Origin of the sequence: Microbulbifer sp. (assembly GCF_036563125.1) — a bacterium.
Taxonomy (GTDB): domain Bacteria; phylum Pseudomonadota; class Gammaproteobacteria; order Pseudomonadales; family Cellvibrionaceae; genus Microbulbifer.
Genome location: NZ_DATCMV010000136.1, coordinates 1 through 24,851, shown reverse-complemented (window position 1 = coordinate 24,851; position 24,851 = coordinate 1). Strand labels below are relative to the sequence as shown.

Genomic DNA, 24,851 nt, shown 5'->3' with positions numbered 1-24,851 from the left:
GTGGACAGTATTTTTCTGCTGGTCCCCATTGTCATTCTCTTTATCGCCGGCGCAGTAAAGCTGTTCTTCTGGGCGGTCAACAGTGGTCAGTATGACGACCTGGAGACCGAGGGGCGGCGCATCCTGTTTGACGATGACGCGCCGCGGACATCCGGCAAGGATATCCCCGCACAGGGAGGTGACACCGAGTCTGCGCCCTCCCCACAAGACCCATCGCGGGAGCAGAATTGATGCCTGAATGGAGCAGCCTCGCCGCGGCCCTGGCGATTGGCTTTCTGGGTAGCAGCCACTGTGTCGGCATGTGCGGTGGTATCTCCGGTGCCCTTGGGCTTGCGGTGCCGGGGCAGAAGCCCGCCTGGCCGCGCCTGCTCGGTTATTCCACCGGCCGCGTGGCCAGCTATACCCTGATGGGGTTGCTTGTCGGTTTGCTGGGGGCCTATGTGGCGACGGACATTGCCAGCAGCCTGGCGCCATTGCGCCTGTTGGCGGGCTTGATGTTGATTGCCATGGCCCTGTATCTGGCGGACTGGTGGCGCGGCCTGACCTGGCTCGAACGCGGCGGTGCTGTGCTGTGGCGGTGGGTGCAGCCGCTGTCGCGCAAGTTGCTGCCGGTCAAATCCACGTCCCAGGCGCTGGCGCTCGGTGCCCTGTGGGGGTGGCTGCCCTGCGGTCTCGTCTACAGCGCGCTCACCTTTGCACTGGCCCAGGGCAGTGGCGGACAGGCGGCACTGGCCATGCTCGCCTTCGGGATCGGCACACTGCCGGCGGTACTCGCCACCGGCTTTGCGGCGACACGCCTGCGGGAAATTGTACGCCGGCCAGGTGTGCGCCTGTCCATGGCGGCGCTGGTGCTGCTGTTCGGAATCTGGACCATCTGGGGCGCGATGGGGCACGGTGCCCACAGCGGGCACGCTTCCCACGGTGGACACGATTCCCATGGGGGCCACAGTGCCCAACAGGCTGATACGCCTGCGCATGATGCTGGCCACAGTCACGATTCCGGCCAGGGATCCATTAGCGAACATCCCCCGGAGCATCAAGTGCCGGTCGCAGATCCTACTCCAGAGCAAGATGCTCACCCCGGCGCGCACCACCATCATCATGGTGGAGAGGCTGCGGGCGAGGACTTCCGCGACGATTCTGGGGACTGATTCTCGCCATCGCCGCATGAACCCCACCGCCGGTTTCACGGCGTGGCGGAATTCGGGGCTTGCGGGTACACTGGCGCCACGGTAATTTCTGGCCTGACCACTTTTTGCTGACCATTTTCGAGGTCGTGCTTGCCGTCGCCAGAGATTGCGAAGTGACAGTTGGATTGGCTATGAAAAAAATAAAAAACAACGTAGCCGGCGCACACCGCGTCGCGCACAGGAAAACGGCGCCAGAATCGGCAGTTGCGCAAGTTTGCCCCGATTCGCCCACCCGCATCTGGATCAACCTGCTCGCACTGGCGGTGTCGCTGGGGGCGGTGTTCTGGCTGCGGGCCTACGGCCAGGATCTGAACGTGAAAACCCACGCCCTGGTGGTTGTGGCGCTGGCACTGGCGCTGCCGATCATTGTGCTCGAGTGGTTTTTCCTCAAACCCTATCGCAATCCCTCGGCGGGGCTGGATTTCGGGCGCAGGAATTACAGCCTGCGCCGCACGGCGGTGAAACTGCTGGGCTTCTATCTCGCGGTGGGTTCGGTGGCCTTTGTGTACTGGCTGCTGCCCGAATACCACGGTTCGTTTTACCACAACTATTTCTCGGTGGTGCGCGCGGCACTGCCCTGGTGGCTGCTGCTGGCGGTGCCGTATTTCTATCTGCTCGACGGTGCCATGGCCGAGCCCAAGGACAGCTACTGGCAGCTGGGCAGCTGGCTGCTGGGCAAGCGCCAGGGAATTTCCGGCAGGGCGGTGGGCCAGCTGTATCTGGGCTGGCTGGTGAAACTGTTCTTCCTGCCACTGATGTTCGTGTATATGGGCAACAACCTCGGCACTCTGCTGGCGTTTGATTTCTCCCGTCTTCTCGACAGCTTCAGGGCGGTGTTTGATTTCACCTTCAACTTCCTGTTTTACATCGATCTGCTGTTTGTCACGGTCGGTTATGTGTGCACCCTGCGCCTGTTTGACTCGCATATCCGCACCGCAGAGCCCAGCTTTCTCGGCTGGGGCGTGGCACTGATCGGCTACCAGCCATTCTGGAGCCTGTTCTCCGGGACCTACCTCAAATATGACGAGGCACCTGCCTGGGGTCACTGGTTCTGGAATACGCCGCTGGCATATGGCATCTGGGGCTCTACCATTCTGCTGTTGATCGCCATCTACGTGTGGGCGAGCATTCCCTTCGGAATCCGCTTTTCCAACCTCACCCATCGCGGCATTCTCACCAACGGGCCCTATCGCTACACCAAACACCCGGCGTATATCAGCAAGAATCTCTCCTGGTGGATGATCTCCATGCCGTTCATGGTGAGTGTCAGCGTGCCTGAGGCCCTGCGGCACTCGCTGCTGCTGCTGCTGGTGAATTTTATTTACTTCATGCGTGCACGCACCGAAGAGCGCCACCTTTCCTGGGATCCCACCTATGTGGCTTACGCCAATTACATCGGCGAGCGGGGGCTGTTTGCTTTCGTCGGCCGCTGGTTCCCGGTGCTGCGTTTCGGTAACGGTCGCCTGTTTTACGGCGGGGGCGAGGTGCCGCCGCCGGCACCGCTGGTGACCGGCAACGCCGCCGTGGGCGCGGGTGGCTGTTGAATATGTGGGGAATCGTGTCACCGGGTGCATTCCGGCTCGATCGCCGCTGGTGGACCTATGCCGCGCTCTACCTGCTGATCGCCCTGGGCATCTGGCTGCGGGTGGACCAGGTTTTCACCTACAACCCCATGGACCATATCTGGAGCGACCCCCAGCGGCACTGGGAGCAGGGCACCGAGACCCTGCGGCGGGACCCGATGACCCTCACAGACCCGGTGATGTACCAGGTGTATGTGGGGGTGCTGGCAAAACTTACCCTGGGTGAACCGCTGCTGGTTGCCTTCTTCACCGCACTGCTCGCGTGCCTGACCCCGTGGATCTGGTATCGCTTTGCCCGCGAACTGCTTCCGCGGCGCCTGCAGGCGACAGCGGTGTGGGCTGCGCTGTCGCTGCTGCCTTCCTGGATCACGATCTACAGCTATTTCATGCAGGAGACACTGCTGCTGCCGCTGCTGGGGGCGGCGCTTTACGCCAGCTGGCGCTGCCGGCGCAAGCAGACCCTGGCGAGTTTCCTGTTGATGGTGGTGTTGTGGACGCTGGCCGGGTTGACCCGCGGCATCGCCATTCCGCTGGCGGCGGTCGTCACTTCCTGGCTGTGGCTGTCGCAGTCGCAGAAGGTGGCCAAGGCGGGATACAGCCTGCTGCTTCTCGGCTTGCTGATGGGGCCGCTGGCCTACCGCAGCTATGCCGCCATGCACATGGTTTCGCCCCACGGCATCGGGCAGCTGGTGGCGCTGTACCTGCGCTCCGGCAAGCGCGAAATCCATGTGCACTACAGCCGTGAGGGCGCGCAGTGGAACTATTGGTTCGGCTCCCCCTCCACCGGCGAAAAGCCCCTCGCACCTCTCAGTGACTGGACCACCTCCCGCGAAGGTCCGGTGCATGCGCGCATCCGTATCGAGAGTGGCAGCGAAGACTGGACCCGTGCGCTGGCCAGATATCCCTGGACACTGGAGCGCTACCTGACGCTGACCGGGGAAAACCTGATCTACCTGTTTTTCGGCACCTCCTGGCCGGACAACAACCGCGAGCGCTGGCTGGAAAGTGTAAATCACCAGAGCCGCTGGCTGTGGGCGCCACTGACTCTGTTACTGGTGCTGGGTACCGCGGTTTACTGGCGCCGTTTGCAGAGCGCGCGTCTGTTTGCGGTGCTCATTGCGACCTGGATCCTGGTTCAGGGACTACTGCCGATCGCGGTCAACGAAGGGCGCTACCGCAAACCCGCGGAAGGGCTATTGCTAACCCAGGCCGTGCTGCTGGCGGGTGTCCTTCGCCGTCGGGCGCGGCGCGACAGTGAAGCCGAAGACCTGACGTTGCCTGCGGAGGCCGGCGCGACGACGGTGGCTGCCAGGTCTGAGCCTGTGGCGGTCGCGGTGCCTGAGGCGGACACGCAGCGGGAAAAAGACAATGCCGCGGTCTGATCACAGCACAACCTCACCGTACCGGTTTGGTCGCTTGCTTGGCAGGGCGGTGCGTTTTGCCGCGGTGGGCGGTGTCGCCACCGCCATCCAGTATCTGCTGTTGGTGGCGCTGGTCGAACTGGCGGCGGCGGGGGAGGTGGCTTCTTCTGCGCTGGCATTTGGATTTGCCGCTGTCTTCAATTACCTGCTGAACTTCCATTTCACTTTTGGTGGCGGCGCGCGCCATCTACAGGCCCTGCCGAAGTTTGTTGTGGTGGCCGTGATCGGGCTTGCCACCAATACCCTGTGCTTTTCCCTGGCGCTGCCGCTGTTGCCCTACCTGCTGGCGCAGGTGATCGCCACACTGGTCACGCTGGTCGGCAATTTTCTCCTGCATCAACTCTGGATCTACCGGGAGCCACAATGGAATCCGTAACTGAGCCTGCGGCACGCACGCCGGCGCCATCCCTGGCCATTGTCGTCCCCTGTTACAACGAGGAGGCGGTGATTGCGGAGACCACCGCAGAATTGCTGGCGACACTGACGGAACTGGAGGTCGGCGGGCGTATCGCCTCGGACTCAAAAATCTATTACGTGGACGACGGCAGTCGCGATACCACCTGGCCGCTACTGGAACAGCTCGCCAGTGAAAACGACCGTATCGTGGCCGTAGCACTGTCATGCAATCGCGGCCACCAGAATGCGCTGTACGCCGGTCTCTCCCTGACCCGGGAGGATATGGTGGTAAGTATCGATGCGGATCTGCAGGATGGGCCGGAAAATATCGCCGCGATGGTGGATGCCTATCGCGCCGGGTTTGAGGTGGTATTCGGGGTGCGTGAAGAGCGGGGTTCTGACACCTGGTTCAAGCGTATGACCGCGGAGGGCTATTACCGGCTGATGCAGAATCTCGGTGTGGATCTGGTATTCAATCATGCGGATTTCCGCCTGATGTCGCGGCGCGCGGTGGACACCCTGCTGGAGTACCCGGAGACCAACCTGTTTCTGCGCGGCATGGTGCGTGAGCTCGGTTTCCGCTCCACCAGCGTGCTCTATTCCCGCAGGCCGCGCCTGGCGGGCGAGAGCAAATATCCGCTGCGGCGGATGCTGTCGCTGGCGTGGAAGGGGGTAACGGCATTTTCCATTGCACCGCTCAGAGCCATTACCCTGCTCGGGTTGGTCTCCGGCGGCCTGGCGCTGGGGCTGATTGTCTGGGTGTTGTTCGTGAAGCTCTTTTCCAATTCCGTGGTGCCCGGCTGGGCGTCCATTATGGTGCCGGTGCTGTTTATCGGCAGCGTACAGCTGCTCTGCCTGGGGGTGATCGGCGAGTATCTGGGGAAAATCTACGAAGAGGTGAAGCGCCGGCCGCGGTTCCATTTGCGCGAGGTGGTCGGTGTCGAGCCGATGGCAGGCCCGCAGGCAGGCCGTTTAATGCCGGGGTATCCGCAGGTGCGCTACCCGGGCGGGGTGGCCCGCGACGAAGCGCTGGCCAACCAACCCGGCCGCTGACACGCGGGTTCCACTTTCCAGGTTAATCAGACAGCAACCGCAAGGACAGGTCGATGGCGCGCAGGTGCTTGGTCAGGCTGCCGGAGGATATGTAGTCGACGGCCAGCCCGGACAACTGCTTCAGGCGCGCCTCGTTTACGCTGCCGGAGATTTCGATTTTTGCGCGGCCGCGGGCGAGCTTCAGTGCTTCTGCCGTCATCTCATCCGTGAACTCGTCGAGCATGATCACGTCGGCGCCGGCGTCCAGCGCCTGCTGCAGTTCCTGCAAACTTTCCACTTCCACTTCTACCAGTGCACCGGGCTTGATCTGGTGCGCCTGGCTGACCGCCTTGTCGATTCCACCCGCAGCAGCGATGTGGTTTTCCTTGATCAGGAAGGCATCGTAAAGGCCGATGCGATGGTTGTGACAGCCGCCGCAGAGCACCGCGTATTTCTGCGCAGTGCGCAGGCCCGGGATGGTTTTACGGGTATCGAGAATACGAATTTCAGAGCCTTCGGCGAGGGCAGCATACTCCGATGCCGTCGTGGCGGTGCCAGAAAGCGTCTGTACAAAGTTGAGCGCACAGCGCTCGCCGGTCAGTATCGTGCGCGCGTTGCCGCTCAGTTCAAACAGGGTACTGTCCGCCTCGACCCTGTCGCCATCCGCCACATGCCAGAGCACTTGCAGCTCCGGGTCCAGCTGGCGAAACACTTCATCAACCCAGGCTTTGCCACAGAAGACGCAATCCTCGCGGGTAATTACCCGCGCGCGCGCCTGGCGGTCGGCCGGAATCAGTTGTGCAGTGATGTCGCCATCGCCAATGTCTTCCGCCAGCGCATGTGTTACGGCGCGCTGGATATCCTGCTGCAAATTGGGGATGGCGGCGTCGGCGGGTGTCATGGGGAACCTCGGTAAATTAGGCCCGGCGTGAAAAGTGGCCGGATATCGTGGCTGGCAATACTAGCAAATTCACAGGGTGGGCCTGAAGGTAAATGGTCGCTTCCCTGACAGATCTCATCTGCCGCCGGGTACAAATGGGGCTGTGACCACTGTCGCAAAAACATTCGCGCCGATTATGAGGCTGTTGTGCTAGTGGCGCGTAACTCCGTAGAATCGACCATTAACTATTTTTGGTCATACCACGCTGTTGTTTCGCTCTCCTGTAACCTTACCAGTTGCAGTTCCCGGGCGGTTGCAAGACCAGCAACAGCGGCGACATAACATAACAACAGGTTCGCGGATGGGTTCCCAGACCCACTGCGGTTGCACCACCCGGCTACCCGACGGGGCCGCCGGCCGAGGTTAATTGGCAATGAAAGACTCCGATAACGTGGTATCCATCCAGGGTTTACAACGGGAGCAGCGCGACAGCAAAAGAGGTGCCAACCTTCCGGTGCCGGTAGCCGCCGTGCGGGACAAGGCCAGTGAACTGTTCGCAGAGCAGGCCAAGCTTGTTTTTGCCAAAGTGGATGACTCGCTGTTTGCCATGGCGGAGAAGGCGCACGGCCAGGAGGAGCAGGATGGCTTGTTCCAGGCGCTGCGACTGTTGCGGGTTGAACGGCGCAAGGTGGTGGAGCGTTTTGCCGACAATGTGGCGCGAGCCTTCCAGGTGCGCGAATCCTCCGACGGCGCCGATGAACTCTACTCCGCTGACAATCTGTCGCTGGTACACAACGACGATCTTGAGCAACTGGTGGCAGTAGATACCATGGTTGCCAACGCCAAGCGGGATTTTGCCGAGCCGCTGGCGGAAATTTCCCTACGCCTCAATACCCTGTTGTCCGTCAAAATTTACGACAAGAATAACCCCATCGGTCCGGACGCCATCTGTGATGCATTTATCGAGGCGGCGCGCCCGCTGAGTATGCATATCCGCGCCCGCCTGACCCTGCTGAAGAAGTTCGAGCAGGTTGTCATGCTCAATCTGGAAGCCGTTTACGACCAGTGCAATGACCTGTTTGTGGAACACGGGGTATTGCCCTCGCTCAAACAGCAGCGCCGCGCCGCGCGCCAGCAACAGCGTCCGGCCGCGCGCGGCCCGGCACCGCAACCGGGGCCGCAACCTGTAGCCCACGCGGCCATGGGGGCCAGCGTACCTGCGGCCGGCTATGGCCTGTTGCCGGTGAATTCGGGTATTGCACCGATGGCGGCTCAGGACCTGCTGTCTCACCTCGGTGCGCTGCAGAGCCACCTGCCGGGCAGCTACAGCGATGGCGGAATCCAGCTGCTGAATGTCAACAGCTTGCTTCAGGAGCGCCTGGTCGATGTGCGCGAGGCCGCGGCGCTGACCAAGGTCGACAGCGACATCATCAAACTGGTGGAGATGTTGTTTTCGTTCATCCTCGAAGACCGCAACCTCGCCGAACCAATCAAAACCCAGTTGGGGCGCCTGCAGTTGCCACTGCTCAAAGTGGCGATTGCCGACAAGTCTTTTTTCAGCAAGGGCGGACATCCGGCGCGCAAGCTGCTAAACGAACTGGCGGATGCCTGCACCGGGTGGCAGGCAAAAGACAAACACGAATCCGATCCGCTGTTCAAAAAAGTCAGCGAAGTGGTCGCGCAGGTCCTGGCAGAGTTCGATCAGGACATCAATGTCTTCTCCGTGCTTCTGGAATCCTTCCGGGAGTTCATCGAACGCGAGCGCAAGCGTGCACAGAAGCTGGAGCAGCGCATCGTCGACGAAGCCGATGGTCGCGCCAAGACCCAGGCTGCCCGTGCGCGGGTTGCGGCGGTGATGGATGCGTTGGTCGCGGAGCGGGATCTGCCGCCCGTGGTTAGCGAGTGGCTGGATAAGGTCTGGGCCAACATGTTGTTCCTCAGTTGTATCAAGGAGGGCACCGACAGCGAGAGCTGGGCCCGCGATGTGCGTACCGCCAGGGACCTGGTGTGGAGTGTGCACGCGCCGATGCCGGACAGCCGCAAGCAGTTGCTGGGATTACTGCCCGCGCTACAAGAGCGATTGAAAGCGGGGGTGGAAGCGGTGTCGCTCAACTCCTTTGAAGCGCGGCGCATGTTTGCGGGGCTCAAAGAGGTTTACCGCGAGCGTTTTGCACTGGCGCAGCGTATCGCCGAAGAGCGCAGTCGCAAGGCCCAAGAGGCGCGCGACGAAGTGCTTGAACAGGTGCGTGACGAGGTACGTGAGGAAGTTCGCGTCGCCTCTCAAAGCGTGGTGGAGGAGATCGAGAAGGTCGTCGAACTTCCGCAGATGGAAGATCTCGAGCAGGTGGTCGCCGAAGTCGAGCGCAAGGGGCAAAAGGCGGAAACCGAGGAAATATCAGAGGATGATCCCCACTGGCAGCAGACTTTCCGCCTTGCCCAGGGCAGCTGGTTCGAGTTGAAGCGCGGTGATGAGGAGCAGTTCCGCTGTCGCCTGGCGGCAGTGATCAGAGATATCGACCAGTTCATTTTCGTCAATCGCAATGGTGCCAAGGTGGCGGAATTCACCCGCATCGAACTGGCGCAGGCACTGCGGGCTGCGCAATTGATGCCACTGGATGACGGCATGTTGTTTGAACGGGCACTGCAGTCCGTAATCGGTACCGTGCGCAAATCCCGCGGAGAAATGCACTGATCTGCAGGGGCGTCCCAGCTTGGTGCAACAACCATTCCGACGGCCTCGTCATATGGCCGTCGTTTTAGCCACATAGAGTGTTTGTGTGGCGGCGAATATCGAATATTCGTCGCCTTTTGACACATTGTGCGCTTGACTTTCCTGTCTAGTCTCCAAAATCCAACTTTATACAAGCCAATTGTCCAATAATGGTCCTTTTTGGGACTTGCGTGTCGTTTATGTTTGCAGGATATTGAGCGAAAGTTCCATTTTTATTGGTAACTAGTGCCAATTAGGTGGGTGATCGGTTGAGCAGATTGCTGCGCCGTCCCACCGGTACTGGACAACTGATGTGGTTTTCAAAACCAGAACCAGTTGCCCGATATGCTGTAAAACATTCGCCCTCCGCAGGGTATGGGGATGCCGTAAAGGCCCCTGCGGTTGGTACACTCAAAACCATTGCCAGGAGGGCAACTGGGGTGAGCATGGAAGATATGGAAAGAAACAATAAAGAACTGTTTGTCATCACTGGCGGTGCTCCGAATGGAGACAAGAGAGACTTCGGCGGCTATGAGAGAACCCGCGCTGGTTCCCGCCATTCCACACCTCGGCAGTTGTCGAAAAACGTGAACCTCGTCAATCAGAAAGCGGTGCAGTGGCTGCAGGCCCGGGCGGAAGAAGTCCTCGCCCAGGTGGATGATTCACTGTTTACCATGGCGGAAAAAGCCCACCTGCAGGATGAACAGGATCGCCTGTTCCAGGCCATCCGCGCTATTCGCGTGGAGCACAGCAACCTGCTGGATGGTTTCTGCGATGGTATAGAGGAGCGATTCCACTCCCCGCGCAACGACAACCCCGGGGAAGATGCGTCCCTCAATTCTTCCGGCACACTGAAGGCCCTGTCGCTGCTGAATAATGACGACCTGGAACAGCAGGTTGCCATTCGCACCATGGTGGCTAACGTAAGGCGGGATCACGCGGAGTCCATCGCAGCGCTGTCTTTACGCCTGGATACGCTGCTGCCAAACAAAATCTACGACGAGAATATGCCCCTCGGCCCGAGCGCCATCTGCGCCGCCTTCGCCGAGGCGCTGGAAGACGTGGAAATTTCGCTGCGCGCGCGCATGACTGTATTCAAAAAGTTTGAGCTGCAGCTGGTCAATCGCCTGGGCGAACTGTATGAGGCCTGCAACCGCCTGTTGATCGAACAGGGCGTGCTGCCCACGATTGAAGACCCGCTGCGCCGCCAGGCTCGCCAGCAGGCCCGTCCCCAGCGCCGCACCCAATTGCCTCCCGGCGCGCTGTCTGAAGCCGGAACACAGGCTTTCGGCCAATTGCCATCTGGGCCGCAGGGAGCGGAGGGTATGGCGCCCGCCGGTTTCTCCGCCGCCGGGTTTGCGCCGGGTTACCCAGATATGGGTTATGGCGGCGCAGTCGATGGCGGGGCAGGTTCCGGCACCGGCAGTTATACGCCGGGTCTGATGCCGCTCGGCTCTGGCGCTGTGCCCATGGCGACGCCGACGCTGTTGCAACATCTCGGGCAGTTCCAGATGACTCTGCCGGTGCAGTCCGGTGCCACCGGGCATCTGGTCAATGTCACTGAGTTGTTACAGCAACATCTGATTGCCAGCAAGCAGAGTGCGTCACTGCACGAGCTGGATAGCGAAGTTATCCGCCTGGTGGACATGCTGTTCTCGTTCATGCTCGAGGACCGTAATCTGGCGGAACCCATCAAGGTCCAGTTGATTCGCCTGCAGCTGCCGATGCTCAAACTGGCGGTGGCAGACAAGGCATTTTTCAGTAAGGGCGGACACCCGGCGCGGCGCCTGCTCAACGAACTGGCAGATGCCGCGATCGGCTGGCAGCCGGGAGAAAACTACCTCAACGACCCGCTGTATCGCGAAATATCCGCCATCGTGGATGGGGTGCTGGCTGAGTACGACCAGGACGAGCAGATCTTCGTGCGCCTGCTGGAGTCCTTCCGCGAATTCTCAAAGCGCGAGCGCAAGCGCGCCGCGGTCATGGAACGGCGCACCATCGATGAAGCCCAGGGTACGGCCCGGGTAGAGGCGGCCAAGGCGCGGGTGGCGGCCGTCTTCGAAGCGCTGACCGCAGAGCGCAAACTGCCCAAAATTGTGCACGAATGGCTGAATCGGGTGTGGAGTAGCGTGCTGTTCCGCACCTGCCTGAAAGAGGGCACCGATAGTGGTTCCTGGCGCCAGCATGTGTTGACCGCCCGCGACCTTATCTGGAGTGTGGTGGCACCGATGCCGGAAAGCAGTGCCAAGATGCGCCAGTTGTTGCCGGACTTGAAAAAGCGCCTGGAAGAGGGCGCGCAGTCACTGTCACTGAGCGGGGCTGATTGCCAGCGGCTGCTCGGCGGTCTCGAGGCGCTGTACCGGGAGCGGCAGAAGCTCGGGGAGCGCGTGGAATCCGAGCGCGAGCGCCGTATTCGCGAGCGCCTGGTACAGGAACTACGGCGGGAGGCTGACAGCGTACTGTCGATCCCGGTGGCCGATGAGGTGATGTCTGCGCAACCGGTGCAGGAGATCGCGGTCGCGGCGGATGTGGTGCTCGACGACGTGCGGGAGCTGCCGCCGACCCAGAGGGCGCTGCCCGAAGTGGAGGAGATCCAGCAGGTGGTCACCCAGGCCAGTCCCGCTAAGCCCGCCGATCTGAAGGTGCTGCCGCAGAGCGACGACCACTGGCAGCAGACCTACCACCTCAAGGACAGCTGGTTCCTGTTGCGGCATCCGGAAAAACTGCCGATGCGCTGTCGTCTGGCCGCCATCATCAGTGATCTTGATCAGTTTATGTTCGTCAATCGCCAGGGTGCCAAGGTTGGCGTTTACTCGCGCCTGGAACTCGCGCACGCGTTGCGTAACGAGGAGCTGATGCCGCTGGAGCAGGGGCCGCTGTTTGAACGCGCACTGCAGCATGTGGTGGGCAATTGCGGTGAAAGCAAGCTGGCGATCAGCGTCTGATGCCAAACTGCGGCGGATGCCGCGGTGTCAGGTGCCCTGTTTGCACAATGAAAAGGCCGGATTTACTCCGGCCTTTTCATTTTGGGGTATCTGCCGGCGGATGCCCCAGGGGATGGCGCTGCAGAATCGGGCACGGCTAGTGGCAGTTGCTTCGTTGCTTCCATAAAATGTCCTCTGCCCATTTCCAGTGGAGTCGTGTTTGTGAAATACCAGGTCCAATCAGGCTGGTTGTCTGGCGTACGCCGGGTGCCGAGTCCGCATTGCAATAGCCGCCCGGACAGTGCGGAAGTGGATTTGCTGGTCATTCACAGCATCAGCCTGCCGCCCGGGCAGTACGGCGGCGCCTATATCGATGAGTTCTTCCTCGGGCATCTGGATATCGATGCGCATCCCTACTTTTCCGAAATTGCCAACCTGCAGGTATCAGCGCACCTGCTGATCGACCGCAATGGCCGCGTTACCCAGTATGTGCCGCTTTCCGGGCGCGCGTGGCATGCGGGGCAGTCGGCATTCTGCGGGCGGGAAAACTGCAATGATTTCTCCATCGGCATCGAACTCGAGGGGCTGGATAGTGACATTTTTACCCCGGCACAGTACGAGTCACTCGCGGAGGTGACACTGGCGATCATGGATGCCTATCCGATGATCGACAAATCGCGTATTACCGGCCACTCGGATATTGCGCCGGGGCGCAAGCTGGACCCGGGCCCCGGGTTCGACTGGGCGCTGTATTTCGAGAAACTGGATGGGTTGGGCGAGGGCTGAACTCCGTCAACGGGTAACGGACGCTAGATACATGGTCGACTCATCGGCCAAACGATAATCAGAAACTGACGTGGGGGTGCTATGGCGCTTTTAATCGTGCTGTTGGCATTGGGACTGGTACAGATCTGGGGGTCTGGCGGACCCATCCAGCGCGACGGCTGGTTCGCGAACTGGCAGCAATTTATTTACCGGCGCACTCTGGTACGCGACAGGCAGGGGGTCGGTTTCGGCCTGCTGGTGCTGGTCCCGGCGCTGCTGGTGGCACTGCTGCTGGCACTGGCGGAGTCGGCACTCGGCGGCCTCGGCGTATTGCTGGTGAGCGTGCCGGCACTACTGTACAGCTTCGGCCGCGGCAACTTCAACGAGGCAATGTCCGGATATCTGCGGGGCTGGTACCAGGGGGATATGGTAGCGGCGAGGGCCGCGGCTAAACCGCTATTGAAACCCGAGGATGCCATGGAGGCATCGTTAGCCGACCCTCAGGCGTTGCATTTACTGGTTTTTCGCGCTGCCGCCTACCGTGCATTCGAACGTATTTTCGCGGTGTTGTTCTGGTTCCTGCTGCTGGGCATTCCCGGTGCGGTGCTGTATCGCCTGAGCCAGCTTGCCGCCGATGCACTGGCGCACAGCGAAGATGAGGGGCAATCGACGCCCGCCATCTTGGCGGACCGGGATCTGGCGGCGCGCTGGTTGTGGCTGATCGAGTGGCTGCCGGTGCGGGTAGTGGGGTTCACCCTGGCAATCGTCGGCAATTTCGCCGGTTGCTATCGAGTCTGGCGGGAACACCTGACCTGCCGGGAGAGTCGTACCGAAGACATTATGGAGCGCTATCTTGAGGGCGCCCTGGGTGGGATCGACAGCAGTGAATGCAGTGCCGGCGCTATGGTCAGTGAAGGTGAGCGCTTGTGTGGCGCGGAGCTCGAAGCCATGCAGGGCGTGTTGTCCCGCGCACTGCTGATGTGGCTTACGATCATGGCGCTATATGTGCTGTTTGGCAGCTAAGCTCACAATACTGCGGATGTTTTTTGTTTTACCTGACACCTGCACACTGGGGAAGACGTGATCGATACGAATATTCAGGCGCCTGACCTGCCAACGGCTGCGGATGTATTTGCCGCCGCCGAACGCTTGCACGGGCACATTCATCGCACACCACTGATGACATCCGCAAGCCTCAACCAGCTGTTGGGAGCAGAGGTCCATTTCAAGTGCGAGCACCTGCAGAAAGTGGGTGCCTTCAAGGCGCGCGGCGCGGCCAATGCGGTGCTGCAGTTGCCGCCGGGAACAGAGATGGTTGCTACCCACTCCTCTGGAAATCACGGCGCGGCGCTGGCCTGGGCGGCTGCGCAACAGGGCGTCCGTTGCACCGTGGTCATGCCGGAAAATGCCCCGGCGGCAAAGAAAACCGCGGTGGCTGCCTACGGCGCGGAAATTCTGTATTGCGCCCCCACGCTGGCGGCGCGGGAAGCCACTCTGGCGGAACTGGTGACGAAAACTGGCGCCCATGTGGTACCGCCGTTTGACGATGCCCGCATCATTGCAGGGCAGGGTACGGTGGCGCAGGAAATTGTAGGCCAGTGCCGCGAGCTGGGCTTTACTCCCGATCTGGTGGTGGCGCCGGTGGGCGGTGGCGGATTGCTCGCGGGCGTCGCGCTGGCGATGTCTGCGCTGGCGCCGGATATCAGGGTACTTGGCGCCGAACCCGCGGGAGCGGACGACGCACAGCGCTCATTCCGCAGCGGCACGCGGGTAACGGAACAGGTGCCGGAGACCATTGCCGATGGCCTGCGCACCACACTGGGAGCGCGTAATTTTGCGGTAATCCGCGAACGCGTCAGCGATATAGTGACGGTATCCGAAGCGGGTATCCTGTCGGCACTGGAACTGCTGTGGCGCCGCACCAAACAGCTGGCGGAGCCCTCCGCCGCAGTGGGGCTGGCGGCGGTAATGGAACACGGCGCGCGCTTTCGCAACAAGCGTGTGGTAGTGGTGTTGAGTGGCGGCAATATGGATTTCGCTGCCGTGGCGGGCTTGCTGGCCGACCGGTAAATGAAGGGAAGCCTGCAAAAAATTGCTCGGAGTGTTGTATGCAATACCCTGGTAGGCTGCCAGCGGGCGCGCCGATTATGCGAGTAAGCGCGGCGCCATGGTTGAATACGTCTGCTGCTACACTGTTGGCAGTTTTGCGCCGTCGCGCAGTGGCACTTTGGCTTTCGTCGCTGGGGTTGCTGTTATTGTTGCCTGCAGCACAGGCTGGCGCGGAAGTGTTTACCCTGGCGTCCAGTGTTGTCGGTAATGGGGATCGGATAGCGTCGGCGCGGTTGTATATGGGAACCGGCTGCAGTGGTGAGAATATTTCGCCGGAGTTGCATTGGCGGGACGCCCCGCAAGGTACCCGCAGCTTTGCCCTGACCATGTTCGACCCGGATGCCGTCTCCGGTAGTGGCCGCTGGCACTGGGTAGTATTCAATATTCCAGCGGAGTTGATGTCCCTGCCGGAAGGTGCGGGTGAGCCCAAATCCGGGCTGATCCCCGAAGCGATCCAGGGGCGCACAGATTTCCGCGGTCACGGCTACAGTGGTGCCTGTCCACCGGAGGGCGGCGATGGTCACCGCTACCAGTTCCGGATTTACGCACTCAAGGTAGACCTGTTACCGCTGGATGAAAGCACCCCCGCGGAGATGGTGGCAGATCACATCAATGCCAATAAACTGGCGGAAGCACAACTGGAAGTCATTTACGGGCGCTGATCTGCGGTTCATCTGATTTTCTGCTCGATCGCCGTCAGAATTCCGCGGAGCGGCGCGCCGCTGGCTGTAAGCCACAAACAAGAAGGATACAGAGCTCGCCCATGCAGCAAAATAAAATGACTTGGGGAGAGGCGCTCAAGGTCTATTCACGGCCGAAAGTGCTGGCAATGTTTTTTTTGGGAATTTCCGCAGGGCTTCCGCTGCTGCTGGTGTTTTCCACCCTCACTGCCTGGCTGCGCGATTACGGTGTCAGCCGTACCACCATCGGTTTTGCGGCCTGGATTGGCATCACCTTCTCCATCAAGTTCGCCTGGGCGCCGATTATCGATTCCCTGCGTATTCCCTTCCTCACCAATCTCATGGGCAAACGGCGCAGCTGGATGCTGGTGTCGCAGATCGGCGTAGCCGCCGGGCTCTTCGCCATGAGTCAGATCAACCCACAACTCGGTCTACCGGCAATTTTCGGTTTCGGCGTACTGGTGGCGTTCTGCTCGGCATCGCAGGACGTGGTGATCGATGCGTACCGCATCGAAGCGGTGGACAAGCAATACCAGGGCGCCATGGCGGCCATGTACGTGTTCGGCTACCGGGTGGCGCTGCTGATCGCGGGCGCGGGGGCGCTGTTCATTGCCGAATATACCAACTGGAGCATCGCCTATATGTCCATGGCGGCGCTGATGGCCGTCGGTATTATCACCACACTGCTGGTATCAGAGCCCGACCACCAGAAGGTTCGCGCCCAGGGGGTGGAATTTCAGCACGAATGGGTGGACCGCGTGCTTGGCAGTGGTAAACACAGCCGCCTCAGCGAGTGGTTCGTGCGCTCTGTGGCTTGCCCATTTATTGAATTCTTCGAGCGCAATGGCCGGTTTGCGATTGTGTTACTGCTGTTTATTGGCATTTACCGGGTCAGTGATATCGCCATGGGGGTTATGGCTAACCCCTTCTATCTGGACCTCGGTTTCAGCAAAGACGATATCGCTCAGATCGGCAAATTGTTTGGTTTTGTCTGCACCATGATTGGCGCCTTTCTCGGTGGGGCCATGGTTGTTCGATTCGGTATCCTGCGCCCGCTGATACTCGGCGCGGTAATGGTGGCCTCTACGAATCTTTTGTTTGCACACCTGGCCACATTGGGCGCGGATAAGACGTGGTTGGCGATCGCAATCAGCGCAGACAATATCAGCGCGGGCATTTCCAACTCGGTATTTATTGCCTTCCTATCGAGCCTGGTCAACCAGTCCTACACGGCGACGCAATACGCGCTGTTCAGTTCCCTGATGACGCTGCCGGGCAAATTTATCAGCGGCTTTTCCGGTATTGTCGTGGATGCTGAGGGGTACCCGTATTTCTTTATCCTGGTGGCGATTCTCGGCATTCCCGCCGTGCTGCTTGCGATTTATATCTGGTATCGCAACAAGGATGAGGAGGCTGCAAGCTTTGCCGAAAAAGCGGAGAGAGTGCAAAGCTAGCTGTGTTTAAGGTATTTACGTAGACACTCGTCAATAAACTAGAGTTCTCCCGCTTTGGGCCAGAGGTAAATCCCCAGATCCACCTTGCCGTTTATCAAGGTCACGCCCTCGGCTTCCAGCCGTTCTTTCTGCCGCTGGGCGCCGGGCTCCGGCAGCGAAATTTTTCCCTGCGCGTTCAACACCCGGTACCACGGCAAGCGGGTGTCTTTTGGCAGCTTGCGCAGCGTCTGTCCCACCAGGCGAGCCGCCCTCGGCAACCCGGCCAATTCCGCCAGACTTCCATAGGTGACCACACGTCCCATTGGGACTTGCGCAAGTGCAAGGCAGATGCGAGTTGTGGCATCATTGGGCTCGTTTTTGATTTTCCGCGTTCCGCTGGTTCCTGAAGTTTTATTTTTTTCATTTCCAGATTTATTGCGCACTTTTAGCTAATAACTCCAGGCTATCTATAGGTTGTTTCGTGCATTCTGCTGTTTCCAGAACTTTACGCTTTCTTTCCGCTGTTTCCGGCCCGCTTTCTGCAGTACTGACGATGACTCTGCTGATCGCCGTTGCTCCGAATACCCGCGCAGGTGTGCTGAGCCTGGCCAACGGAGACCGGATTCAGGGCGAACTGGTGGTGGTGGAGCGCGATCACGTGGTGTGGCGGTCGGAAACCTTCGGAGATATTACCGTAGAGAAAGGCAAAATCCTGTCGCTGGAAACCGATAAGGACCTGAAAATTGCCGGCCGGGATGAACCCTGCGCACTGGCGGGTCACCGTCGCGAGCAGTGGGAACTGTACTGCGACGAGGGCGACGGCTGGGTGATGGACTTCCCCGCGATTGATCACGCCGAACCCTATATCAATTTTGTTGGTGACCCAATTATTTTCCGCGGCAACGTGGCGGCGTCCGGTGTGTTCGAGGACGGCAACCGCGAGCGCGAGGACTGGGATATCAACGCGAATTTCGATGTGCGCAATGGTGACTTCCACCACCTGGTCGTCACCCAGTACCAGAACCAGAACAGCACCGAAGTCGAGAACCTGGAGAAATATCGCCTCAATTACGACCTGCGCTGGATCTTCTCCGAGAAGTGGTTCGCCGCGGGCAACAGCGCCTTCCTGCACGAAGAAGCGCGTAACCTGGATCTCAGTACCACCGTCGGTCTCGGTCTGGGTTACCTGTTTTTCGATACGGACAAGGCCGCATTTTCCATTCAGGGTGGTATGAGTAGCGTAAAAGACGAGTTCATCGACCCCACATTGAGTGAAACTTCCGACAAGCGTTACGCGGCGGGCCGTACCGCATGGGATTTCCGCTATAAATTCGAGCTTGGCCCCGAGGTGTATTACAACCAGGAGCTGCTGCAGTCGCTGGATCGCAGCGCCGACTACCAGAGCAATGCGGAAATTGGCGTGCGTACTCCACTGGTGAAAGGCATTCTGATGGAAGTGAAATACGCCTGGCAGTATGACAATACGCCGTCGCTGGAAAGTGAAAAAGAAGATACAAAAATGACCGTCGGAGTGGGCTATTCCTGGTAACCCGTCCAGGGAACTGCCGAAAGCCCCACGACAACTGAATTTAGAGGTTGCTATGCAGGTTGCAAACAGTGTTATTGCCATTACCGGAGCCGGTCAGGGTCTCGGTCGGTCCATGGCGGTTTATCTCGCCGAGCGCGGTGCGCGGCTCGCGCTGCTGGATGTGAATCAGGCCGGTCTCGATGAGAGTGTTGCCGCCTGTGTCGCGCTGGGTGCGGAAGCGCGCAGCTATGTGGTGGATGTGGCTAATGAGGACGCGGTCGATCGCACCTTCGCGGCCATTGCCGGGGATTTTGGCGGGCTGAATGTACTGGTGAACAACGCCGGCATCATGCGCGACGGTATGCTGCTCAAAGTGAAGGACGGCAAGGTCACCGAGCGCATGTCACTGGCGCAGTGGCAGTCGGTGATCGACGTGAACCTGACCGGGGTATTTCTCTGCACCCGCGCGGCCGCTGGCATTATGGCGGAGCGGGGCGAGGGTGGTGTGATCGTCAATATTTCCAGTGTGTCCCGCGCCGGCAATATGGGGCAGACCAATTACTCTGCGTCCAAGGCGGGTGTCGCCACCATGACCGTGACCTGGGCGCGGGAACTGGCCCGCTACGGTGTGCGGGTTGCCGCCATCGCCCCCGGGTTTATCGGCACCGATATGGTGGCGCAGATGCGCCCGGAAATTCTGGACGGCCTGGTGAAGCAGGTTCCGTTGCGCCGTATTGGCGAGCCGGCAGAAATCGCCAGTACCGTCGCGTTTATCATTGACAACGATTACATCAGCGGCCGAGTTATCGAGGTAGATGGCGGCGCCAGAATGTAATCTGTCCGCACATACTTTCCCCTCTGTTGAATCCCGTGTAACTGCGGGATTCAACTCACCCTGGCGACGCCACCGTCGCGCTTGTCAGATAGCAGCCATTGCCACAACTGGATATGGCGCGCGCGGAAGGCACCGGCGCAGGACAGCAGGTAGTAGCGCCACATACGGTAAAACTCCATGCCGAAGCGATCCGCAAACTGTTGCCAACTATTTTCAAAGTTCTCGTGCCAGGCCATCAGGGTTTTGTCGTAATCGCAGCCGAAATTGTGCAGGTCTTCCACCAGCAGCAGATTTTCCGCGGCATCGCAGATCTGGCCATTACTGGGAAGATCGCCGTTGGGGAAGATGTATTTTTCGATCCAGGGGTCACAGGTGGAATGGCGCCGGTTCTTGCCGATGGTGTGCAGCAGCAATAGGCCATCGGGATTCAGGCAGCGTTTTGCCACCTGCATAAAGGTGCGATGGTTGCGGCGGCCCACGTGCTCAAACATACCGACGCTGGCGATGCGATCGAATTTGCCGGTGAGCTTGCGGTAGTCCATCAGCTCGACGCGAATAGGCCGCTCGGCGTAGTGCTCGTCGACAAACTGTTTCTGCTCGCGGGAAACCGTAACCCCCACGCATTCAACACCGTAATGCTCCGCCGCGTAGCCCACCAGGCTGCCCCATCCGCAGCCGATATCCAGCAGGCGCATCCCTGGTCGCAGGCCGAGTTTGCGGCAGATCAGGTCGAGCTTCGCCGCCTGTGCCTGCTCCAGATTTTCCGCGTCCTTCCAGTAGCCACAGCTGTAGGTCATGCGACTGTCCAGCATTGTGCGGTAAAAATCGTTGCCCAGATCGTAGTGGTGTTCTCCCACCTGGAATGCCCGGCGCTGGCTCTGCAAGTTGATGAAGTAGCTGCGCGCGACTCGCCAAAGGTGGCGAAACGGTTTGACCTGGTTTTGCAGGTTTGCCCGTAGCAGTCGGCAGAAAAACTGGTCCAGGGCTGCGCAGGACCAGTCGCCGCGCATATAGGTTTCACCCAGGCCCAGGCTGTGGCGGGCGACAATCTCGTCCAGTGCCTGGGTCCGGTGCAGTTGCATATCCCAGGGGCGGTCGCCATTGATGCGGATATCGGCCGCTCGCAATAGTTCTGCCAGCAGGTGTGACCCGGGAGAACTCGTCACCGCGGCGCTTTTGCTGCGGATATCTTTTTCCGGATTGTTGGTGGCGGTGTCACTTTCCATCTTGCCGAATATCCCGTCGCTGTGCCGACCAGCCGCTGGCTGAATCCGTGTCGTGGTGGAATGGGCCTGGCAGTGCGCATTTGCGCGTCATACTGGAGAGTGGCTACACTGCGAACCCAATGACTTGCGCCGATTTCCCGGATTTCGCGGGATCTGCGCTTTTTCCATTTAAGCATATTAGAAATGCCGGGATTCGCCGGCATTCATAGTCCGGGGCCGTGTGGTGCGGCGGTGTGCCCGGGGGAGTTCAAGACCATGCGTCCGTTCCTCGTATTGTTTATCGTCCTGCCCATCCTGGAAATGTGGCTGCTGATTACCGTCGGCGAGAAAATCGGCGCGCTGCCTACCATCGGCCTGGTGCTGTTAACTGCAGTGGTGGGGGTGGCGCTATTGCGGCGCCAGGGCATTTCGACCCTTATGCGCGCGCAGGAAAAAATGCGCGCCGGCGAAGTTCCGGCACGGGAGATGGCCGAAGGCATATTCCTGGCAGTGGGAGGGGCCCTGTTGCTCACCCCCGGATTTATCACCGATGCATTGGGGTTTATTTGTCTGATACCCGGATTGCGTCAGCTGGTGCTCGGTAAGCTGCTCAGCCGCATCGTTGTGGTGCATCCGGGTTACGGCCCCGGAGCGGGGCGGCAGGAGCAGGGTGGCGGTAACGTCATTGAAGGAGACTATCAGCGCGAAACCCAAGATCGAAACCCGCGCAAAGAATCGCGCGATGACTCCTCCAAGGACGATCGCTGACAGCTTTTTTGGTTGTTTTTTGTTCAAAATGGCCGATCATCGGTACCAACCAAAGATTTTTTCCCAGTTTTTTTCCTGTCGCTGTTGAAATCCCTTCGCCCGCCCTCAAATAGCCTGCACCTCAAGTTTTTGCCCCGCTGCAGTCTCTGCAGCGAGGCTGGTCCCACGGCCAGAGAGGGCGTGGTGCCGCTTGTTATTGCAACCTCAAATAACTCAATGGAGAGCCAATCCATGAAAATTCGTCCTTTACACGACCGCGTCGTAGTGCGCCGTAAGGAAGAAGAAGCCAAATCTGCCGGCGGTATCGTTCTGCCGGGCGCTGCAAAAGAGAAGCCGAATCAGGGCGAAGTGGTTGCCGTGGGTGCAGGCAAGCTGCTGGACAACGGCGACGTACGCGCGCTGTCCGTAAAGGTGGGTGACATCGTAGTGTTCGGCCGTTACGCCGACAGCAACACCCTCAAGGTGGACGGCGAAGAGCTGATCATCATGAGCGAAAGCGACATCTACGGCGTTCTGGAAGGCTGATAAGCCCCCGAACCTCCATCGCACACAGAATTGAGGAAATAAGATCATGGCAGCTAAAGACGTAAAATTCGGTGATGACGCCCGTCAGAAAATGCTGAACGGCGTAAACATCCTGGCCAACGCAGTAAAAACCACCCTGGGTCCGAAAGGCCGTAACGTGGTACTGGACAAATCCTTCGGCGCTCCGACCGTAACCAAAGACGGCGTTTCCGTAGCCAAGGAAATCGAACTGAAAGACAAGTTCGAGAACATGGGCGCACAGATGGTGAAGGAAGTTGCCTCCAAGGCTTCCGACACCGCTGGTGACGGCACCACCACCGCTACCGTACTGGCCCAGGCCATCGTGACCGAAGGTCTGAAATCTGTAGCAGCAGGCTTCAACCCGATGGACCTGAAGCGCGGCATCGACAAGGCTGTTGCTGCAGCGGTTGAGCACATTGCCAGCCTGGCTACTCCCTGTGAAGACACCAAGTCCATCGCCCAGGTAGGTACCATCTCCGCCAACAGCGACGAGAACGTCGGCACCATCATCGCTGAAGCGATGGAAAAAGTGGGCAAAGAAGGCGTAATCACCGTTGAAGAAGGTTCTGGCCTCGAGAACGAGCTGGACGTGGTTGAAGGTATGCAGTTCGATCGCGGCTACCTGTCCCCGTACTTCATCACCAACCAGGAAAACATGACTGCCGAGCTGGATAACCCGTTCATCCTGCTGGTAGACAAGAAAATCTCCAACATCCGTGATCTGCTGCCGCTGCTGGAGCAGGTGGCCAAGGCTTCCAAGCCGCTGCTGATCATCGCTGAAGACGTGGAAGGCGAAGCGCTGGCAACTCTGGTTGTGAACAGCATGCGCGGTATCGTGAAAGTAGCCGCTGCCAAAGCCCCGGGCTTCGGCGATCGTCGCAAGGCCATGCTGCAGGACATCGCCATCCTGACCGGCGGCACTGTGATCTCCGAAGAAGTTGGCCTGGAGCTGGAAAGCGCCACCCTTGAGCACCTGGGTACCGCCAAGCGTGTAACCCTGTCCAAGGAAAACACCGTGATCGTTGACGGCGCTGGCGTTGTTAGCGACATCGAAGCGCGCGTTAAGCAGATCCGCGCCCAGATCGAAGAATCCTCTTCCGATTACGACAAAGAGAAACTGCAAGAGCGCGTAGCCAAACTGGCTGGCGGTGTTGCAGTGATCAAGGTTGGCGCTGCCACCGAAGTCGAGATGAAAGAGAAGAAAGCCCGCGTTGAAGACGCCCTGCACGCAACCCGCGCAGCGGTAGAAGAAGGCGTTGTTCCTGGCGGTGGTACCGCTCTGGTGCGCGCAACTCAGGCGATCAAGGTTGTCGGCGACAACGAAGACCAGAACCACGGTATTGCCGCTGCTCTGCGCGCGATGGAAATGCCGCTGCGTCAGATCGTTGCCAACGCTGGTGAAGAAGCTTCCGTAGTCGTAGACAAGGTGAAGCAGGGCGAAGGCAACTTCGGCTACAACGCTGCTACCGGTGTTTACGGCGACATGCTGGAAATGGGTATCCTGGACCCGGCCAAGGTAACCCGCTCTGCGCTGCAGGCGGCTGCCTCCATCGCCGGCCTGATGATCACCACCGAAGCCATGGTTGCTGACATCCCGGAAGACAAGCCCGCAATGCCTGATATGGGCGGCATGGGCGGTATGGGTGGCATGGGCGGCATGATGTAAGCCGGCCTCCAGCCAAACCAATAAAAAACCCCGCACTGCGGGGTTTTTTATTGCCTCAATCCAGTGGGCTGACCACGCCGCGCTCATGCACGCCGACCACATGGGTGTAAATCATGGTGGTATTGACGTCGGTATGCCCCAAAAGCTCCTGGATGTTACGTATGTCGGTACCTTTTGCCAGCAGATTTGTGGCAAACGAGTGGCGGAACGTATGGCAACTCGCCTTCTTGCGAATGCCGGTAACACGCAATGCATTTGCCACCGCCCTGCGTACCTGCTGCTCTCCGATATGGTGGCGACGAATTACATCACTGCGTGGATCCGTAGCTCTCTCCGGAGCTGGAAACACATACTGCCAGCCGGGGCTTGTCGCCGCTCGGGGATACTTCTTCGCGAGCGCGCCGGGCAAATACACCTCGCCATAACCTTCCTCCAGATCACGCCGGTGCAAGGCCAGTGCAAATTCCACTTGAGCCTGCAGTGGCTGCAAAAGCGAACGCGGCAACAGGGTTCGACGCCACTTCTCCCCTTTGCTTTCACGAACAAACAGGCATTGATGGCCGAAATCCACATCCTGAACGCGCAACCTGACCGCCTCCATCACCCGCAAGCCAGAACCGTACATAAGGCTGGCCGCCAACTTGTGATGGCCCTGCATGTTTTCAATAACCTCCATTGCCTCCTGGTGCGTAAACACTACAGGAAGACGCCGCCCTTTACTGGTTCTCTCAAACTGAAGATCACCCAGATCAATATTCAGAAATTTTTTGTATAAAAATACAACAGCATTGAGAGCTGTTTTCTGGGTGTTGATAGAAACTGAGCGGCGATTAGCCAAATGGCCTAGCCATTCATCGACCTGCACCTTGCCCAAGTCTTCAGGGCGCTGCATACCGCTAAAGCGGATAAAGTCCTTCACCCAAAAGCAGTACGTCTGTTCCGTTTTGTAAGCCATATGACGTGAGCGTATAAAAGCCCTGAAGCGATCCATAAACCGGCTCGGGCGGGTAGGTAGGGGAATGGGGATGTCGTCCATCGTGCAATCCTTTGCGGCCAAACATGGTCTGTATTTATATACAGTATTTTGGTCGATATTGACCCGTTAGCAACCCATATTTCGCTCATGGCGACCAGTATTTTTTAATGAGGAAAGCGGTGTGCTGGAAAAATATATACATAT

Annotated in this window: 22 protein-coding genes; 18 read left to right on the top strand and 4 right to left on the bottom strand. The window is 59.4% G+C overall.

The genetic code is table 11. The features are described 5' to 3' along the window. The 6 genes from ccoS to VIL80_RS11665 all read left to right on the top strand — a co-directional run bounded on the left by ccoS (position 1) and on the right by VIL80_RS11665 (position 5,643). Positions 1-231, top strand: a complete 231-nt coding sequence (ccoS, locus tag VIL80_RS11690) for a cbb3-type cytochrome oxidase assembly protein CcoS (protein ID WP_332036286.1) — start codon at positions 1-3, stop codon at positions 229-231. Further along, positions 231-1,151 (top strand): sulfite exporter TauE/SafE family protein, encoded by a 921-nt coding sequence (locus VIL80_RS11685; RefSeq protein ID WP_332036285.1) that lies wholly within the window; start codon positions 231-233, stop codon positions 1,149-1,151. The genes ccoS and VIL80_RS11685 overlap by 1 nt, the downstream gene beginning before the upstream one ends. 170 nt (positions 1,152-1,321) lie before the next feature. After that, positions 1,322-2,734 carry an isoprenylcysteine carboxylmethyltransferase family protein gene (locus VIL80_RS11680; RefSeq protein ID WP_332036284.1) on the top strand — a complete coding sequence of 471 codons (1,413 nt, stop codon included), beginning with the start codon at positions 1,322-1,324 and terminating at the stop codon, positions 2,732-2,734. Between the two features lie 2 nt (positions 2,735-2,736). After that, a complete protein-coding gene (locus tag VIL80_RS11675; RefSeq protein WP_332036283.1) occupies positions 2,737-4,155 on the top strand; it encodes a glycosyltransferase family protein in 1,419 nt (472 codons plus the stop codon). Continuing rightward, positions 4,142-4,570, top strand: coding sequence for a GtrA family protein (locus VIL80_RS11670; RefSeq protein WP_332036282.1), 429 nt, complete (start codon positions 4,142-4,144; stop codon positions 4,568-4,570). The genes VIL80_RS11675 and VIL80_RS11670 overlap by 14 nt, the downstream gene beginning before the upstream one ends. Continuing rightward, on the top strand, positions 4,558-5,643 hold the full coding sequence (locus tag VIL80_RS11665; RefSeq protein ID WP_332036281.1) for a glycosyltransferase family 2 protein: 1,086 nt from the start codon (positions 4,558-4,560) through the stop codon (positions 5,641-5,643). The genes VIL80_RS11670 and VIL80_RS11665 overlap by 13 nt, the downstream gene beginning before the upstream one ends. Positions 5,644-5,665: 22 nt before the next feature. Here the strand turns inward: VIL80_RS11665 and nadC are convergent, their stop codons facing one another. Next, complete coding sequence (gene nadC / locus VIL80_RS11660) at positions 5,666-6,523, bottom strand: carboxylating nicotinate-nucleotide diphosphorylase (RefSeq protein ID WP_332036280.1); 858 nt, start codon at positions 6,521-6,523, stop codon at positions 5,666-5,668. Positions 6,524-6,935: 412 nt separating this feature from the next. On the opposite strand from nadC, the gene VIL80_RS11655 reads away from it, so the two are divergent. The 7 genes from VIL80_RS11655 (at position 6,936) to VIL80_RS11625 (ending at position 17,144) form a co-directional block, all read left to right on the top strand. Next, positions 6,936-9,194, top strand: a complete 2,259-nt coding sequence (locus VIL80_RS11655) for a DUF1631 domain-containing protein (protein ID WP_332036279.1) — start codon at positions 6,936-6,938, stop codon at positions 9,192-9,194. Positions 9,195-9,667: 473 nt separating this feature from the next. After that, positions 9,668-12,157 carry a DUF1631 domain-containing protein gene (locus VIL80_RS11650; RefSeq protein ID WP_332036278.1) on the top strand — a complete coding sequence of 830 codons (2,490 nt, stop codon included), beginning with the start codon at positions 9,668-9,670 and terminating at the stop codon, positions 12,155-12,157. A gap of 201 nt (positions 12,158-12,358) precedes the next feature. Continuing rightward, complete coding sequence (ampD, locus tag VIL80_RS11645) at positions 12,359-12,922, top strand: 1,6-anhydro-N-acetylmuramyl-L-alanine amidase AmpD (RefSeq protein WP_332036277.1); 564 nt, start codon at positions 12,359-12,361, stop codon at positions 12,920-12,922. 81 nt (positions 12,923-13,003) lie between these two features. Then, the gene (ampE, locus tag VIL80_RS11640) at positions 13,004-13,924 is read left to right on the top strand and encodes a regulatory signaling modulator protein AmpE (RefSeq protein ID WP_332036276.1); all 921 of its coding nucleotides are present in this window, start codon (positions 13,004-13,006) and stop codon (positions 13,922-13,924) included. Between the two features lie 57 nt (positions 13,925-13,981). Further along, the gene (locus VIL80_RS11635) at positions 13,982-14,971 is read left to right on the top strand and encodes a threonine ammonia-lyase (RefSeq protein WP_332036275.1); all 990 of its coding nucleotides are present in this window, start codon (positions 13,982-13,984) and stop codon (positions 14,969-14,971) included. 149 nt (positions 14,972-15,120) lie between these two features. Continuing rightward, positions 15,121-15,672 carry a YbhB/YbcL family Raf kinase inhibitor-like protein gene (locus tag VIL80_RS11630; protein ID WP_332036274.1) on the top strand — a complete coding sequence of 184 codons (552 nt, stop codon included), beginning with the start codon at positions 15,121-15,123 and terminating at the stop codon, positions 15,670-15,672. A 101-nt stretch (positions 15,673-15,773) separates the two neighbouring features. Continuing rightward, positions 15,774-17,144 carry an AmpG family muropeptide MFS transporter gene (locus VIL80_RS11625; protein ID WP_332036273.1) on the top strand — a complete coding sequence of 457 codons (1,371 nt, stop codon included), beginning with the start codon at positions 15,774-15,776 and terminating at the stop codon, positions 17,142-17,144. 38 nt (positions 17,145-17,182) lie between these two features. Here VIL80_RS11625 and VIL80_RS11620 read toward each other — a convergent pair whose 3' ends face one another. Continuing rightward, a complete protein-coding gene (locus tag VIL80_RS11620) occupies positions 17,183-17,566 on the bottom strand; it encodes an MGMT family protein (protein ID WP_332036272.1) in 384 nt (127 codons plus the stop codon). 110 nt (positions 17,567-17,676) lie between these two features. On the opposite strand from VIL80_RS11620, the gene VIL80_RS11615 reads away from it, so the two are divergent. Further along, positions 17,677-18,672, top strand: a complete 996-nt coding sequence (locus VIL80_RS11615) for a DUF481 domain-containing protein (protein ID WP_332036271.1) — start codon at positions 17,677-17,679, stop codon at positions 18,670-18,672. A gap of 52 nt (positions 18,673-18,724) precedes the next feature. Then, positions 18,725-19,486, top strand: a complete 762-nt coding sequence (locus VIL80_RS11610) for an SDR family oxidoreductase (protein WP_332036270.1) — start codon at positions 18,725-18,727, stop codon at positions 19,484-19,486. Between the two features lie 50 nt (positions 19,487-19,536). Here VIL80_RS11610 and cfa read toward each other — a convergent pair whose 3' ends face one another. Beyond that, the gene (cfa, locus tag VIL80_RS11605; protein WP_332036269.1) at positions 19,537-20,712 is read right to left on the bottom strand and encodes a cyclopropane fatty acyl phospholipid synthase; all 1,176 of its coding nucleotides are present in this window, start codon (positions 20,710-20,712) and stop codon (positions 19,537-19,539) included. Between the two features lie 255 nt (positions 20,713-20,967). Between cfa and VIL80_RS11600 the strand changes: the two genes are divergently transcribed. The 3 genes from VIL80_RS11600 to groL all read left to right on the top strand — a co-directional run bounded on the left by VIL80_RS11600 (position 20,968) and on the right by groL (position 23,671). Continuing rightward, a complete protein-coding gene (locus tag VIL80_RS11600; RefSeq protein WP_332036268.1) occupies positions 20,968-21,459 on the top strand; it encodes an FxsA family protein in 492 nt (163 codons plus the stop codon). A 231-nt stretch (positions 21,460-21,690) separates the two neighbouring features. Beyond that, positions 21,691-21,984, top strand: coding sequence for a co-chaperone GroES (locus VIL80_RS11595; protein WP_332036267.1), 294 nt, complete (start codon positions 21,691-21,693; stop codon positions 21,982-21,984). A 46-nt stretch (positions 21,985-22,030) separates the two neighbouring features. Next, positions 22,031-23,671: a chaperonin GroEL gene (groL, locus tag VIL80_RS11590; RefSeq protein WP_332036266.1), complete on the top strand. Its 1,641-nt coding sequence runs from the start codon at positions 22,031-22,033 to the stop codon at positions 23,669-23,671. A gap of 55 nt (positions 23,672-23,726) precedes the next feature. Here groL and VIL80_RS11585 read toward each other — a convergent pair whose 3' ends face one another. Beyond that, on the bottom strand, positions 23,727-24,707 hold the full coding sequence (locus VIL80_RS11585; RefSeq protein WP_332036265.1) for an integron integrase: 981 nt from the start codon (positions 24,705-24,707) through the stop codon (positions 23,727-23,729). Positions 24,708-24,851: the final 144 nt, after the last annotated feature.

Coding starts and splice junctions, on each gene's coding strand:
- VIL80_RS11685 (WP_332036285.1), top strand. CDS start 231: ATGCCTGAATGGAGCAGCCTCGCCGCGGCCCTGGCGATTGGCTTTCTG.
- VIL80_RS11680 (WP_332036284.1), top strand. CDS start 1,322: ATGAAAAAAATAAAAAACAACGTAGCCGGCGCACACCGCGTCGCGCAC.
- VIL80_RS11675 (WP_332036283.1), top strand. CDS start 2,737: ATGTGGGGAATCGTGTCACCGGGTGCATTCCGGCTCGATCGCCGCTGG.
- VIL80_RS11670 (WP_332036282.1), top strand. CDS start 4,142: ATGCCGCGGTCTGATCACAGCACAACCTCACCGTACCGGTTTGGTCGC.
- VIL80_RS11665 (WP_332036281.1), top strand. CDS start 4,558: ATGGAATCCGTAACTGAGCCTGCGGCACGCACGCCGGCGCCATCCCTG.
- nadC (WP_332036280.1), bottom strand. CDS start 6,523: ATGACACCCGCCGACGCCGCCATCCCCAATTTGCAGCAGGATATCCAG.
- VIL80_RS11655 (WP_332036279.1), top strand. CDS start 6,936: ATGAAAGACTCCGATAACGTGGTATCCATCCAGGGTTTACAACGGGAG.
- VIL80_RS11650 (WP_332036278.1), top strand. CDS start 9,668: ATGGAAAGAAACAATAAAGAACTGTTTGTCATCACTGGCGGTGCTCCG.
- ampE (WP_332036276.1), top strand. CDS start 13,004: ATGGCGCTTTTAATCGTGCTGTTGGCATTGGGACTGGTACAGATCTGG.
- VIL80_RS11625 (WP_332036273.1), top strand. CDS start 15,774: ATGCAGCAAAATAAAATGACTTGGGGAGAGGCGCTCAAGGTCTATTCA.
- VIL80_RS11615 (WP_332036271.1), top strand. CDS start 17,677: ATGACTCTGCTGATCGCCGTTGCTCCGAATACCCGCGCAGGTGTGCTG.
- VIL80_RS11610 (WP_332036270.1), top strand. CDS start 18,725: ATGCAGGTTGCAAACAGTGTTATTGCCATTACCGGAGCCGGTCAGGGT.
- cfa (WP_332036269.1), bottom strand. CDS start 20,712: ATGGAAAGTGACACCGCCACCAACAATCCGGAAAAAGATATCCGCAGC.
- VIL80_RS11600 (WP_332036268.1), top strand. CDS start 20,968: ATGCGTCCGTTCCTCGTATTGTTTATCGTCCTGCCCATCCTGGAAATG.
- VIL80_RS11595 (WP_332036267.1), top strand. CDS start 21,691: ATGAAAATTCGTCCTTTACACGACCGCGTCGTAGTGCGCCGTAAGGAA.
- groL (WP_332036266.1), top strand. CDS start 22,031: ATGGCAGCTAAAGACGTAAAATTCGGTGATGACGCCCGTCAGAAAATG.
- VIL80_RS11585 (WP_332036265.1), bottom strand. CDS start 24,707: ATGGACGACATCCCCATTCCCCTACCTACCCGCCCGAGCCGGTTTATG.